Source organism: Cupriavidus nantongensis (genome assembly GCF_041726985.1).
Lineage (GTDB): Bacteria > Pseudomonadota > Gammaproteobacteria > Burkholderiales > Burkholderiaceae > Cupriavidus > Cupriavidus nantongensis_A.
This window is the reverse complement of sequence record NZ_CP168303.1, coordinates 1,693,961-1,708,336: the sequence shown is the minus strand read 5'-3', so window position 1 is coordinate 1,708,336 and position 14,376 is coordinate 1,693,961. Positions and strand designations below refer to the sequence as shown.

General features: G+C 68.7%; 12 protein-coding genes. 5 read left to right on the top strand and 7 right to left on the bottom strand.

The annotated features are described in order from the left end of the window. Positions 1-225 precede the first annotated feature (225 nt). Positions 226-453: a hypothetical protein gene (locus tag ACEI37_RS19135; protein ID WP_373380221.1), complete on the top strand. Its 228-nt coding sequence runs from the start codon at positions 226-228 to the stop codon at positions 451-453. Here the strand turns inward: ACEI37_RS19135 and ACEI37_RS19130 are convergent. The 5 genes from ACEI37_RS19130 to ACEI37_RS19110 form a co-directional block, all read right to left on the bottom strand. Next, positions 450-1,502 carry a glycosyltransferase family 4 protein gene (locus ACEI37_RS19130; protein WP_373380220.1) on the bottom strand — a complete coding sequence of 351 codons (1,053 nt, stop codon included), beginning with the start codon at positions 1,500-1,502 and terminating at the stop codon, positions 450-452. The two genes, ACEI37_RS19135 and ACEI37_RS19130, sit on opposite strands and share 4 nt — an antisense overlap. Positions 1,503-1,639: 137 nt before the next feature. Further along, positions 1,640-3,181, bottom strand: a complete 1,542-nt coding sequence (locus ACEI37_RS19125; RefSeq protein WP_373380219.1) for a TolC family protein — start codon at positions 3,179-3,181, stop codon at positions 1,640-1,642. Further along, positions 3,168-5,138 carry an FUSC family protein gene (locus ACEI37_RS19120; RefSeq protein ID WP_373380218.1) on the bottom strand — a complete coding sequence of 657 codons (1,971 nt, stop codon included), beginning with the start codon at positions 5,136-5,138 and terminating at the stop codon, positions 3,168-3,170. Before ACEI37_RS19120 ends, ACEI37_RS19125 begins: the two co-directional genes overlap by 14 nt. Further along, positions 5,119-6,168, bottom strand: a complete 1,050-nt coding sequence (gene mdtN, locus ACEI37_RS19115; RefSeq protein ID WP_373380217.1) for a multidrug transporter subunit MdtN — start codon at positions 6,166-6,168, stop codon at positions 5,119-5,121. The genes ACEI37_RS19120 and mdtN overlap by 20 nt, the downstream gene beginning before the upstream one ends. Continuing rightward, positions 6,165-6,425: a hypothetical protein gene (locus ACEI37_RS19110; protein WP_373380216.1), complete on the bottom strand. Its 261-nt coding sequence runs from the start codon at positions 6,423-6,425 to the stop codon at positions 6,165-6,167. The genes mdtN and ACEI37_RS19110 overlap by 4 nt, the downstream gene beginning before the upstream one ends. Positions 6,426-6,743: 318 nt before the next feature. Here ACEI37_RS19110 and gcvT point away from each other — a divergent pair, with 318 nt between their 5' ends. After that, positions 6,744-7,880, top strand: coding sequence for a glycine cleavage system aminomethyltransferase GcvT (gene gcvT / locus ACEI37_RS19105; protein WP_373380280.1), 1,137 nt, complete (start codon positions 6,744-6,746; stop codon positions 7,878-7,880). 100 nt (positions 7,881-7,980) lie between these two features. Further along, positions 7,981-8,985, top strand: a complete 1,005-nt coding sequence (locus ACEI37_RS19100; RefSeq protein ID WP_373380215.1) for a GlxA family transcriptional regulator — start codon at positions 7,981-7,983, stop codon at positions 8,983-8,985. A gap of 39 nt (positions 8,986-9,024) precedes the next feature. On the opposite strand, the gene ACEI37_RS19095 is transcribed toward ACEI37_RS19100, so the two are convergent. Together ACEI37_RS19095 and ACEI37_RS19090 are read right to left on the bottom strand one after the other, a co-directional pair. After that, positions 9,025-10,131, bottom strand: a complete 1,107-nt coding sequence (locus ACEI37_RS19095; protein WP_373380214.1) for an S-(hydroxymethyl)glutathione dehydrogenase/class III alcohol dehydrogenase — start codon at positions 10,129-10,131, stop codon at positions 9,025-9,027. A gap of 116 nt (positions 10,132-10,247) precedes the next feature. Next, complete coding sequence (locus tag ACEI37_RS19090; RefSeq protein ID WP_373380213.1) at positions 10,248-11,363, bottom strand: GlxA family transcriptional regulator; 1,116 nt, start codon at positions 11,361-11,363, stop codon at positions 10,248-10,250. Between the two features lie 348 nt (positions 11,364-11,711). On the opposite strand from ACEI37_RS19090, the gene ACEI37_RS19085 reads away from it, so the two are divergent. After that, on the top strand, positions 11,712-13,100 hold the full coding sequence (locus tag ACEI37_RS19085; protein WP_373380212.1) for an L-serine ammonia-lyase: 1,389 nt from the start codon (positions 11,712-11,714) through the stop codon (positions 13,098-13,100). 13 nt (positions 13,101-13,113) lie between these two features. After that, positions 13,114-14,358 carry a sarcosine oxidase subunit beta family protein gene (locus ACEI37_RS19080; protein ID WP_092318251.1) on the top strand — a complete coding sequence of 415 codons (1,245 nt, stop codon included), beginning with the start codon at positions 13,114-13,116 and terminating at the stop codon, positions 14,356-14,358. Positions 14,359-14,376: the final 18 nt, after the last annotated feature.

The window sequence follows — 14,376 nt, the reverse complement described above, 5'->3', positions numbered from 1 at the left end:
GGCGGGCGGCGCCGACCTGCAAATTCTGCAACGCTGCGCCGCAGCTTGCTTGATACGACTGCCGTACAGGCCATCATCGGCGCCAGCGTGGGGCCCTGCATCGTGGAACGAAAGTTGCGTGGTTCTCGCTTCCCGGTGCCAGCGGCCAGTTCCAGAAGAGCGGAGCCCGCCGGCACGTGGGACAAGTCCTCAGACCGACCGATGTGTCATGACAAGGAGTTGGCAATGAAACCAGGTTCGAGCGGGAAGACCGCAGGCAAGACCTCAGGCAAGACCGCTGGCAAGGCCGGCGCCGGCAAGAAGAACCCGGGCGCGCGCATGGACCGCGAGGCCAGCGAGATCAAGAGCCGCAGCGCCGATCCGGGGCAAAGCAGCTATGGCGGCTTCCGCAACGAGGATCCGCGCCGCCAGCACCAGGCCGAAGCCGGCAAGCCGAAAAAGCCCGCGCGCTAGTGCCGCGTGAAGCCGGAGATGGCTTCGGCATAGCGGCGCACCACGGTCTGGCGCTGGTGGTCGGCCAGGAACACGCGCAGGCCTGGCTCGCTGCGGCGCGACTCGCCGGCGCAAACGGCCAGCATCGTTTCGCACAGCGGGTCCACACCGGGCTCCACCACCCAGCCGAAGCCATCGACGGCCTCGGGCAGCCCGCCGCGACGCGTGACGATGACCTCGCAGCCGGCTGCCAGGCCTTCGAGGGCGACGATGCCGAAAGGCTCGTAGCCGGTCGACGGCACCACCAGGCAGGCATGCTGCGCCAGCATCGTCGCCACCACCGACTGCCGTTTTGCGCCGGCGAAGGTCACGGCCTCGGCGCACTCCAGTGTTGCCGCCAGGGCCACCAGCACCGCGTACTGCGGCCCGTCGCCGATCACCGTCAGGCGGACCTCGGGCCGCATCGCGCGCAACCTGGCGAAGCTGCGTAGCAGCAAATCGACCCCTTTCTCCGTCACCAGCCGCCCGACAAAGGCGAAGCTGCCCGCCGGGCGCGGCGCGGCAGCGGGCTTGAACAGGTCCTCGCGATAACCGTTGTGAATCACCAGCGGCTGGCCTGGCAGCCACCCGGCCAGGTAGCGGCTGACGCAGATGTTGTGGTAGAAGCGCGACATCCAGCGCTTGACGTTGCCCGCCGTGAAACGCCGCGTCTCGCCATAGTGGCTGTACGGGCCATGATGCGTCAGCACGATGCGGCGCCGTAGCACGGTGGCCAGCAACACGTCGTAGAAAGTCAGGCCGACAAACACCACCAGCGGGTGTCGCAGCATGGCGCGCGCCAGTTCGACCATGCCTGCCACGCGCGTGACCGGATAGGGAAACGCCGGCGCGTCGTCCTCGGCCGCCGGCGTGCGCGTTGCCAGCTCGATCCGGTAGCCGAGCTCGGTCAGCCCCAGCGCGAGGTCTTCGGCAAAGCGCTCCATGCCGCCCACCGAGGGATGGAACGGGGCGCTGAATATCAGCAGATCGGGCAGCGGCGGCGCGATGTCCGGGGGCTCGGGCTGGCTCATCCTCGTTGCGCTCCATGGCTTGCACAGCACAGGCCCCCGCGAAGGGGACGGCGGCGTTCCAGCATGCCGGCAGGCCGTGCGGCGTTCTGTGCGCTGACGCACGGAGGGCGGTCAGGCGCTGGAGCAGACCCGTGCCGCTAGTCGGCGCCCCGGCCGATTTCGCCGGTGGCCAATGCCAGCATGGCCGCCGCGGTCAACGCCGCGCTGTACGCGTCGGCCGACGCATTGCGCGCCAGCAGCAACTGGTTCTGCGCAAGGTTGGCCTCGGTAACCGTGCCCACGCCCTGGCGATAGGCGTGGTACGTCGCATCGTATGTCACCTGCGCGGCGTCGGCCAGCGCCCTGGCGGCGTCATAGGCGGCCAGGCTCGATTCCAGCGCGCTCTGGCTGGCCACCACCTGGCGCACCGATTCTTCCTTGGCGCGGGTCAGCTTTGCCGAGGCGCTGTCCGCATCGTTGCGTGCCTGGGCCAGCACGGCCGAGCGCATGCCGCCGTCATAGAGCGGCAGCGTCACACCCAGGAACACGCTGCTGCCGTAGCGATAGCCGCTGAGGTTCACCGTCGGCGGCTGCTGGCCCACGGGCGGAATGGCCGTGATGGCGGAGCCGCCCGAGGCATACGAGGCCGCCGCCGACATGAACACCTTGGGCAGGAACGCCGCCTCGGCCGCCTTCACGCGGGCCTGGTTGGCGCGCTCGAGCGCGTAGGCACCCAGCACATCGGGCCGTTGCGCGATCGCCCGTTCCACGATCTGCGCGATCGAGCTGCGCAGTGCCGGCGACAGCGGCCGCACCGGCATCTCGGCGATGCGCGGCTGCGACAGCGGGGAGATGCCGATGGCGTGGATAAGCCCCAGGTAGGCATCGGTCTCGGCGCCTTGTGCCTGCACCTTCGCCAGCCGGGTCTGGGCCTGGTTCTGCGTGGCCTGCGCCACTTCCACCACCGTGCCGATGCCGCGCTGGTAGCGTGACCTGGCCGCCGTCAGCACCGCATCGGCGTTGGCCGTGGCCTGGTCCACCGTGGCCATGCGCGAGCGCGCCGCCTGGTAGCGGTAGAACGCGACGCTGACCTCGTGGATGATGCGCTGGTGCAGCGCGGTGAAGGCGATGTTTGCCGCCACCGTGGCCTGCTCGGCGGCCTCGACCACGCCCGCGCGCTCGCCGAAATCGAACAGCAACCACTGCAGCGACAGGACCGAGATCGCGCCGTGGCGCGAGGTGTCCGTGCCGGCCTGGCCCAGCACGGTGGCGCCGGTCAGGCGGCCGTTCTGCCAGCCGCCCATGGCCGCCACCGACAGCTGCGGCAGATAGCTGCTGCGCGCGATGCCGGTCGCCAGCGCGGCATTGCGCGCGTCGTTCCAGGCCACCCGGGTCAGCGGGTTGTGCGATTGCGCCAGGTCGATCAGTTCGGGCAGCGTATAGGCGTGCGCCGGATCGAGTGCTGCGGGCGGAGCGATCGTCGCCAGCGCGGTATTGGCAGGCAGCACGTAGTTCGATCGCGAGTCCTGCGGTGCGGAACCGGCGGGCGCACCGGCGACGATTGCGCCGGTTGCGCTGACGGGCGGCTGCCATGGCCGGTCGGATCGCGGTGGCGCAAGGTCGAGCGACGAGGTGGCACAGCCGGCCAGGGCCATTGCCGCAACCAGCGGCAGCAGCGCGAGCGGATCAGGTTTGCGCATGGGATGAGGGGGCTGAGGCCGGGCGCGTTCCGGACAATTGTTGATCGACCAGCGCCAGCAAGGTGTCGCGGGTCCGGTCGCCATTGGCGGGCGATGACCGGCGTTCTGCGTGGGCAGGCGCTGCCTGGTCGGTTCGCACCGCATGCAGCCGCGCGGCGATCGCAGGATCGCCGGGGTACCGCTCCGCGAGCAGGAACAGCAGGCCCGCCACCGCGTCGAGCGCCCCCAGGCGCCGCCGCTGCTGCTCTAGCCACGCTGGCGAGGGGCCGACCGAGGCCGGCTCGTAGCGCGCCAGCGCCAGGTCCTGTGCGATGTCTTGCTGCAGGGCCATGGCGTCGGCGGCGTGCCGGCGGCGCGAGTCGGGCCGGTGCGCATCGACCAGCTGCTGCCACTGGCTTGCCAATGCCGCCAGAGCCGCGTCGATGCGGCCGGCGATGCTGACCGGCCAGATCCTGGTGAACACCAGGTAGACCACCAGGTTGCCGATCAGGATGCCGATGACGCGGTCGCGGGCGATGCTCAGGTCGAATCCGGGCCCTGGCCCCTGGATCACGCAGAGATAGAACGCAAACGCAATCTGGAAACCGGCGTACGCAATGCGCGGCGAGCCCGACGCCACCCAGGCCGACAGCCACGTCCCGGCAAACACCAGCGCCAGCAGTCCGGTCACGCCATCGAGCGCGGGCACGATAAAGATAAGGGCCGCGGCGCCCGCCGCTGCGCCAACCAGGCATCCCGCCAGCCGCAGCGTGAGCTTTTCAACGGATTCCGCCGTCGTGCCGAGTGCAACCAGGTAGCAGGTGATAAAGCAGGTATGGATGCCGGGCCAGTTCAACTGCTGGTAGAGCAGGTAGCAGAACATGGCCGCGCCGGTGGTCTTCAGCGCGTAGTGGACGTGGGCACGGTTGGTGAAGGCGTCGGGCTCGAAGAAACCGCCGGGCTTGCCGGGGGGGCCACTGGGCAACGCATCCGGTGCCGCCGGCGCGTGGGGCTCGGCATAGTGTTCGATGGCATCGCGCAGCGCCTGCGCCACCGCTTGCTGCAGCGGCGGCAGTACCCCGGCATCGGGCAGCGCCAGTTCGATCTCGACGGGATAGCCGCCCGCGGCGAGCATCTGCGCCATGGCCTCGAGCGTATCGGCGATCGTTGCCGCGCACGCGCGGGGCAGCCGGGCCCCGGGCTGCCGCGAGGCGACATCGGCAGCCATCAGGATGGCCATGGTCGATGTCATCGCCTGCCGCAGCGCCAGCACGTCGGCCGCATTGGCGCTGCCCTCGAACGTGGCCAGCCTGAGCCAGCCGGGCAGGGGCTGGACACCATCGCGCAACGCCGTGGCAAGCGCGGCGCCTTCCATTGCCGGATCGCGCAGGCTGCGCGCCGCCACGCGCAGGCAGTGCGCCAGCCGCGCGCCGGTCAGCCGGCGGGGCGACGGCCCCATCAGCAGGTTGACCAACACGTTGGCGCCGACCGCGATCGCCACCATCAGCCAGGCATAGAGCAGGGCGCGGGTGGCCAGCTCGCCGGCGGGCACCAGTCCCAGCTCGTCCAGCCCGAAACCGACGACCATCGCCACGATCGCGCCCACCGGCCGCAGCTTGCTGGCCGAAGTCAGGAACAGCAGTCCGGCCGATAACAACGCCATGAACGCCACGCGCAGCACGGTGTGGTCGAGCGTCAGGTCAGCCAGCACGATCACCAGCCCCACGATCAGGCTGACCAGGACCAGCATGCCTAAACTCAGCACGATGCTGCTGGTGCGGTCGGCGCGGTTGATGAAGAAGATGACGTACGCGGAGATCGCGGCCTCCGGCGTGCCGTACATCGCGGCGATCAGCACCGTCAACGTGCTCGCCAACGCGATGCGCGTGGTGGCCTCGGCGCGACCCGGAAACGGCGCCAGCAGCGCGCCGATATCGGCAAGGGCAACGCGCGGCCGGTCAGCGGCAGGCCGCGCCATGCCGCACCTCGACGATTGCACTCGCACCGACGCGAGCCAGGGCCTCCGGCGGCTCCTCCAGCTTGATGCGCACCGGGAACCGGTGGGCCACGCGTACCCAGTTCACCGACGGCTGCACATAGGGCAGCGAGCGCGGCAGGTTGATACGATCGGTATCGCCGATGCCGACACCGATGCCTGCCACGGTGCCGCGCAGGGCAGTGCGCCGGTCGATCATCGAATAGACGGTGGCGCAGTCGCCGACACGAATACCCGCCAGCTGGGTCTCGCGGAAATTCGCCATGGCAAACCACTCGCCGGTATGCACCAGCAGGAACAGGGACTGGTTCGGCAGCACCACTTCGCCCGCCAGCACGCGCAAGCCGCTGACACGGCCGGCGAACGGCGCGCGCACCACGGTATCGTCCAGCGCGCGCTGGGCGAGGGCCAGCGCCGCCTCGCGCGCGCGCACCGTGGCCAGGGCATCATCCTCGCTGCCCACCGCCTGCGCCGTGGTGGCCTGCTGCAGCCGCGCCTGCCTCAGCGTCACCGCCGCGTCGCGCCTGGCAACCTCGGCCTGGTCCAGCTGCTGCTTCGGCACATAGCCATCGGCGGCCAGGGGCCGCAGACGCTCGACAGTCCGTTGTGTCAGCGCGTAGTTCTGCTCGGCACGGGCGATCTGCTCGGCGGCGACGGAGGCGGTGCCGCGCTCCGTGCCGATGGTCCGGCGCCGCGTGCCCAGCATGGCTTTGGCCAGTTCCAGGTCGGCCCGGGCCTGGGCCAGGGTGAGCTGGTACGGCACCGGGTCGATCTCGAACAGCACCTCGCCCTTGGCCACGCGCTGGTTTTCCGCGACCGCGATCCGGGCAATGCGGCCACCGACAGGCGCGGCGACGTGGATCAGGTCCGCGTCCAGCGTGGCATCGTCGGTCGAGGGATAGCGCACCGTCCGCTCGTACGCATAGACGGAAAGCCCCACGGCCAGCGCCACGATCACCAGCGCCACCACTTTCCCGCGCCACGGGCCGCGGCGCATGCCTGCCATTTTCATAGATGCCCCGTACCGGTCAGCCAGACGATCTCGGCAATGATGAGGCCGATCGCCGCGTTGACGAGCAGCTGGAAGCGGACCGTCTCCGCCCAGCCGGTTGCAATGAAGACCCGCCAGGCGACCACGGCGCCGAGGATGCCGACCAGCGCGCTCAACAGCCAGAGCGGGAAATAGGCGCCGAACAGCGCAAAGGAGGGTGCGCCGGCGCAGCCATGCAGGAAGACAGCCAGCACCGCGGGCGTAAGCAAGCGAGCCATGGGTCGGAGTGGTCAGTGAGGCACACTTGAAGTATCAGGAATATAGCAGCGCCGGATGCGGATTGTCCAAGAGGCGCGAGTCGAACTGTTTGACCTGCGCCCTCGCGACCGTTGAGCGCCGCTGGCCGCCTGGCGCAGGCGTCCTATGCGCATGCCGCCTTTGTTCTATCCGGTGGCCAGGCGATCTGATGTACTGGCACGCAACGTCGCCGCTGCCGCAAGCCGATGCGCGCAACCCGGTAGCGTGGTGCGACGGACAAGGCCGATGGCCGTGCCCCCGATTGCCCAATTGCCTGATTGCCCACCAAGCCCAACGCGATGACGAAAAGTCCCCCGCCGTGGCCCTCCACGCCACTGTATGCGCAGCACCTGCTGCTGCGCGCCCGCATGGGCGACGTCGATGGCTGGAAGCTCCCGGTTGCCTACGGATCCCAGATCGAAGAGCACCACGCCGTGCGCAGGGACGCAGGCATGTTCGACCTGTCGCACCTCTGCGTAGCGGACCTGCAGGGCCCGGATGCGCGAATGCTGCTTGGCCGGCTCCTGTCCAATGATGTCGGCAAGCTCAAGACGCCAGGCAAAGCCCTGTATAGCTGCATGCTCGACACCTTGGGTGGAGTGATCGACGACGTGGTGGTCTACTACCTCGGGCCGCAGCATTACCGCGCCGTCCTGAACGCGCGCACGGCCGTTGGCGATCTCGCGTGGATCCGCGCAAGGATCCATGAGGCCAGGGCCGAAGTGACGGTGGTGCCGCGACGGCCGGATTGCGTCTCGGCAGGGATCGAGCCGCTGGCGGTCATCGCCGTGCAAGGCCCGCGCGCCCGCGAAAAAGTCATCCGGGCCATACCGGCCGCTCGCCACGCCGAAACACTGAAGCCGTTCAATTCCACCTTCGTGCAGGAGCCGGAAGCCGGCGAGCTGATGGTGGCGAGGACCGGCAAGACCGGCGAGGACGGTTTCGAACTGATGGTGCCAGCCAGGCATGCCGGCCGCATCTGGGACCGGCTGCACGCGGCAGGCATCGTTGCCGCGGGCCACGACGCCTGGGATACGCTGCGGCTAGAGGCGGGCGTGCATCGACACGGGCACGACCTCGACGTCCACACCTCGCCGCTCGATGCCGGCCTGGGCTGGAGCGTGGATCTCGATTCCGGCCGGGATTTCGTCGGCAGGGCTGCCGTGCACGCCCGTGGCCAGACGCAGCAGTTCGTCGGACTTGCGCTGGAAGGCAGCGGCGCGGTCCCGCCGGCGCACAGCACGGTGACCAGCGAGGAGGGCACAGTGATTGGCAAGGTCACCAGCGCCACCTATAGTCCGACGCTGGAGTTCGCCATCGCGCTGGCGCGGGTAGCGCCCGGGGTCAGGATCGGCGCGCACGTGGCAGTGGAGGTCTACCGGAACCGGATCGCGGCGAAAGTCGTGCGCACGCCGTTCGTGCGGAGCGCAAGCTGATTGCGCGCTGAGCCGGGTGAGGTTCGCGGATTGGATAGAATCGGCGTTCGACCCACGCCGCAAGGCGCTTCTGCTGCCCCTTGCCGCGACGCTGCGCGCCATGAAGATCAAGACTACCGTAGACATCGTTATCTATCCCGGATTCAAGGCCGTCGAAGCGGTCGGCGCCATCAATGTCTTCGACTACGCCAACACCAGGCTGCGGCAGCTCGGCTGCGAGCCGAAGTACGAGTTGCGCCTGGTCGCGCCGCGCCCCGGCGCGATCCGCTCAGACACGCTGGTATCGCTCGAGGCCACGCACGCGCTCGCTGGCCTGGCGCCCGCCGATGTGGTGGTGGTCGTGGGCGCACGCGACATCCTCAACGTGCTGGGTGCGTGCGGTGACATCGTCAGCTGGTGCCGGACCCAGGCCGGCCGGCTCCGGAGCATCGTGGGCCTGTGTTCGGGCAGCTTCTTCCTCGCCGAGGCCGGCCTGCTCGCTGGCAGGCGCGCGGCCACGCACTGGAGCGTGGCGGAGCTGATGCGGCAGCGGTATCCCGGGATCCGGGTGGATGCCGATGCCATCTTCGTGCGCGATGCGCATATCTGGACCTCGGCCGGCGTGACCGCGGTGTTCGACCTGGTGCTGGCCATGGTGGAGGAAGACCTCGGGCGCGACATCGCGCTGTCGGTGGCGCGGGACCTGGTGGTCTACCTGAAGCGGCCGGGCGGCCAATCGCAGTTCAGTGAACACCTGCTCAGCCAGATGACGGGGCATCCGCGCGTGCGCGATATCCAGGACTATATCCATCGCACGCCCAAGGCGGACCTCTCGGTGCAGGCGCTGGCGCAGCGCTTTGCGATGAGCGAGCGCAATTTTTCCCGGGTATTCCTGAAGGAGACCGGGCATACGCCGTCGGCCTATGTGGAGCAGACCCGGCTGGATGCGGCGCGGCGGCTGCTGGAAGACAGCAGCCAGCCGCTGAAGTGGATCGCCGTGGAGAGCGGCTTCGGCTCGGAGGCCAAGCTCAGGCAGGCGTTCCAGCGCCGGCTCCATGTCACGCCGGGCGCCTATCGCGAGCGTTTTGCCAGCACCGGCGTCGATGGCGCCGCCGGCGCAGGCTGAGGCGGAGCGTCGCAGCTCCGCGTTGCCGTCAGGCCGTCCTCAGTACAACACCACCGAGCGGATCGACTCGCCGCGCTTCATCAGGTCAAAGCCCTCGTTGATGCGCTCCAGCGGCAGCGTGTGCGTGATCAGGTCGTCGATATTGAGCTTGCCTTCCATGTACCAGTCGACGATCTTCGGCACGTCGGTGCGGCCGCGCGCGCCGCCGAAGGCAGAGCCCTTCCACTCGCGTCCGGTCACCAGCTGGAACGGACGCGTCGAGATCTCCGCGCCGGCCTCGGCCACGCCAATGATGATCGACTTGCCCCAGCCCTTGTGGCAGCACTCCAGCGCCTGGCGCATGACCTGCGTATTGCCGATGCATTCGAACGAGTAGTCCGCGCCGCCGTCGGTCAGCTGGATGATGTGGTCAACCACGTTGTCGACGTCCTTCGGGTTGATGAAGTGGGTCATGCCGAACTGGCGCGCCATCGCCTCGCGCGCCGGGTTCAGGTCGACGCCGATGATCTTGTCCGCACCCACCATCTTCGCCGCCTGGATCACGTTCAGGCCGATGCCGCCCAGGCCGAACACCACCACATTGGCGCCGGCCTCGACCTTGGCCGTGAACAGCACCGCGCCCACGCCGGTGGTGACGCCGCAGCCGATGTAGCAGACCTTGTCGAACGGCGCATCCGGGCGGATCTTCGCCAGCGCGATCTCCGGCACCACGATGTGGTTGGCAAAGGTCGAGGTGCCCATGTAGTGGAAGATGGGCTTGCCGTCGATCGAAAAGCGCGCGGTGCCGTCCGGCATCAGGCCCTTGCCTTGCGTGGCGCGGATGGCCTGGCACAGGTTGGTCTTGCGCGACAGGCAGAACTTGCACTGGCGGCATTCCGGCGTGTACAGCGGGATCACGTGGTCGCCCGGCTTGAGCGAGGTCACGCCCGGGCCGACGTCGGTGACGATGCCCGCGCCCTCATGGCCCAGGATCGCCGGGAAGATGCCTTCCGGGTCGGCGCCGGACAGCGTGTAGTAGTCGGTGTGGCAGATGCCGGTGGCCTTCACTTCCACCAGCACTTCGCCGGCGCGCGGGCCGTCGAGATCGACGTCTTCGATGGTCAGCGGCTTTCCCGCACCCCAGGCAACGGCTGCACGTGTTTTCATTGGTCGGTCCTGTCGATTGGTTCGTAGCGCGAGACTATAAGGCGAGCGGCGAGGGCAGTGGATCTGGCCGGCATGGATTTGTCCGAAATCCGACCCAAGTTGGCCGATGGCCGGGATCAGGCGTGGCTTGCGTCCGGCTCTTCGCCCTCAGGCACGACCAGCGCGCAAGCCGCGTCGCCATCGTCGTCCGCGGCGAATGCGGATTCGGCGGGCGGCGCACCCTTGTCGCGGTAGGTCGCGGGCGGCACGCCGTACTGCTTGCGGAATTCGCGTCCCAGGTGCGAGGCGTCGGCAAAGCCACAGCTCAGCGCAATGTCGGCAACGCTGCGGTCGGAACTGGTCAGCAGCCAGGCGGCGGTGCGCAGCCGCACCTGCCTCGCGAATACCTGGGGGCTCTTGCCGGTCTCGGCCTTGAACAGGCGCTCGAGCTGCCGGGCCGACAGGTCGAGCTTGCAGGCAAGTTCGTCCAGCGGCAGTGCGCGCCCGACGTGCTGCTCCATCAGCAGGATGGCGCGCTTGACCTTCGGGTGCGTGGCCGGCTCCAGGCCGGGGGGGTGCGGCTGCGGCGCGTTGCCCTTCTGCATCTCGCCGACCAGCAGGATCCGCAGCGCCTTCTGCACGGTGGCATGGTCGAAGTGGCGCAGCAGGATCGCCGCGGCGACGTCGATCGACGCGCGCCCGCCCGAGCAGGTGATGCGCCGGCGGTCGATCACGAACAGGCGGTCGGCGATCAGCAGGTCGGGATCGGCCGAGGGAAAGCGCTCGATGAAATCCCAGTAGTGGAACCAGCTGACGCAGGCCCGGTGGCCGTCGAGCACGCCGGCGCGCATCAGCGAGAAGACCCCGGTGCAGATGCCGACCAGGGTCGCGCCGCCGCCCGCGGCGCGGCGGATAAAGTCGAGCGTCTCGGGCCCGGCCTGTGGGCCTGAGTGGAGCAGCCCGCCAACCACCACCACGTAGTCGAACGGCTCGGCTTCATCGAAGGTCTCCCACGGCGCGACCTGGATCCCGCAGCTCGCGCGCACCGGCGCAAGGGTGCTGCCGATCACGCTCCAGACGCAGCGCACCGGCTTGCTGTAGTCGCCATCGTCCGCCGACAGCCGCAGCATGTCGACGAAGCCGGAAAACGCGGTCAGCGTGAAATTCGGCAGCAGCACGATGCCGAAGCGGATGCGCCGCGGCGTCGGCGCCGAGGCGGGAACGGCGGGAGCAATGGGAACGTCTGGGGTCATGGCGGCATTCATCTTGCAGGCTCGCGCGGGACGGCGCATCCGGGTTAGCCCGGAGTCGACGGGCAGGGCAGGGCGTCCCGGTCGCCGGAAACGTGGCATGCGAACGACGCATTCCGTCCCCGCCGGAGTTGCCAGAGTCGCCAGAGTCGCCGATCGGCCCGCCGCTGACTTGCACAATTCCGACGCGAATCATCGCCAAAGCGAAATCCCGGCCGGTACGGCCAGGCCGCTGGCGCCGGCGTCCCACGCCGATGCCGGTTTTGTTCTATCTGCAAATCCCGCGCTCTGCTGTACTGGCTCCCAACGACAGCAACCCAGCACCCCGGCACCCCGCAGAGAGGCAGTCAGATGAATGTGAGCGTATTTGATTTGTTCAAGATCGGCATCGGACCCTCAAGTTCGCATACGGTCGGCCCGATGATCGCCGCGTGCCGCTTCGCATCGCACCTCGAGGATGCCAACCTGCTCGGCTTCGTGCGCCGCGTGCGGGCCGAATTGTATGGCTCGCTCGGCGCGACCGGCAAGGGCCATGGCAGCGACAAGGCGGTGCTGCTGGGCCTGGAGGGCAGCCTGCCCGACCGCATCGACCCCGATTCGATCGAGCCGCGCCTGGCGCAGATCCGCAAGGACAAGCGCATGCGGCTGCTCGGCAAGCACGAGATCGGCTTCGACGAAAAGGAGCACCTCGGTTTCTACCGCCGCCTGATGAACGGCACCGGCAGCGTGGTGCATCCCAACGGCATGCGCTTCCAGGCGTTCGACGAGCAGGGGCAGTTGCTGGTCGAGAAGGAGTATTACTCGGTTGGCGGCGGCTTCGTCGTCAACCGCGACGGCGACCGCGTCAACGGCGTGCGCGCGGCGGCGCAGGTGCCATACCCGTTCCGCACCGGCGCCGAGCTGATGCAGGCCTGCCGCGACAGCGGGCTGTCCATCGCCGGGCTGGTGTTCCGCAATGAATGCGCGTTGCGCCCGGCCGAGGACGTGCGCGCCGGGCTGCTGGCGATCTGGCACGCCATGGCGGCCTGCGTGGAGCGCGGCTGCAAGGTCGAGGGCGAGCTGCCCGGGCCGATGCGCGTCAAGCGCCGCGCGGCGGAGCTCAACCACCGGCTGCGCACGCGCTCCGAGGAATCGCTGCGCGATCCGCTGTCGATGCTCGACTGGGTCAACCTGTACGCGATGGCGGTCAACGAAGAGAACGCCGCGGGCGGGCGCGTCGTCACCGCGCCGACCAACGGCGCGGCCGGCGTGATTCCGGCGGTGCTCCACTACTACGTCAAGTTCGTGCCCGGCTCGAACGACGACGGCGTCGTCGACTTCCTGCTGACCGCGGCCGCGATCGGCATGATCTACAAGGAGACCGCGTCGATCTCCGGCGCCGAGGTCGGCTGCCAGGGCGAGGTCGGCGTGGCGTGCTCGATGGCCGCGGCCGCGCTCGCGGCGGTGATGGGCGGCACCCCCGACCAGGTCGAGAACGCCGCCGAGATCGGCATGGAGCACAACCTCGGCATGACCTGCGACCCGGTCGGCGGGCTGGTGCAGATCCCGTGCATCGAGCGCAACGCGATGGGCGCGATCAAGGCGCTCAACGCCTCGCGCATGGCGCTCAAGGGCGACGGCCAGCACTACGTGTCGCTCGACTCGGTGATCAAGACCATGCGCGAGACCGGCGCCGACATGAAGACGAAATACAAGGAGACGTCGCGCGGCGGCCTGGCCGTGAACGTCATTGAATGCTAAGGGAGTGTGGGAAATGAGCCGCTATTCGATCTTCAGCCTGTTCCGCAACGGGCTGTCGTACCACGAAAACTGGGAGAAGCAGTGGAGAAGCCCCGAGCCCAGGCGCGAGTATGACGTGGTCATCGTGGGCGGCGGCGGGCATGGCCTGGCGACCGCCTACTACCTGGCCAAGGAGCACGGCATCACCAACGTGGCGGTGCTGGAGAAAGGGTGGATCGGCGGCGGCAATACCGCGCGCAATACCACCATCGTGCGCTCCAACTACCTGTGGGACGAGTCCGCGGCGCTCTACGAAAAGGCGATGAAGCTGTGGGAGGGCCTGTCGCAGGACCTGAACTACAACGTCATGTTCAGCCAGCGCGGCGTGATGAACCTGGCGCACACGCTGCAGGATGTGCGCGACACCGAGCGGCGCGTGAACGCCAACCGCCTCAACGGCGTCGACGCCGAGTTCCTGACGCCGGCACAGGTCAAGGAGATCGAGCCCACCATCAACCTGAACAGCCGCTACCCGGTGCTGGGCGCATCGATCCAGCGCCGCGCCGGGGTGGCCCGGCACGATGCCGTGGCCTGGGGCTTTGCCCGCGGCGCCGACCGCGCCGGCGTCGACATCATCCAGAACTGCCAGGTCACCGGCATCCGCCGCGACGGCGGCGCGGTGGTCGGCGTCGACACGGTCAAGGGCTTCATCAAGGCAAAGAAGGTCGCGGTGGTCGCCGCTGGCAATACCACCACGCTGGCCGACATGGCGGGCATCCGCCTGCCGCTGGAAAGCCACCCGCTGCAGGCGCTGGTGTCCGAGCCGATCAAGCCGGTGGTCAACTCGGTGATCATGTCCAACGCGGTGCACGCCTATATCAGCCAGTCCGACAAGGGCGACCTGGTGATCGGCGCGGGCATCGACCAGTACACCGGATTCGGCCAGCGCGGCAGCTTCCAGGTCATCGAAGGCACGCTGCAGGCCATTGTCGAGATGTTCCCGGTGTTCTCGCGGGTGCGCATGAACCGCCAGTGGGGCGGCATTGTCGACACCTCGCCGGACGCATGCCCGATCATCAGCAAGACCGACGTGAAAGGGCTGTATTTCAACTGCGGCTGGGGCACCGGCGGCTTCAAGGCGACGCCGGGCTCGGGCTGGGCCTACGCGCACACCATCGCGCGCGACCAGCCGCATGCGCTGAACGCGCCGTTTTCGCTGGACCGCTTCTATACCGGCCACCTGATCGACGAGCACGGCGCTGCCGCCGTCGCGCACTGAACCCAAGCAGGAGAACCA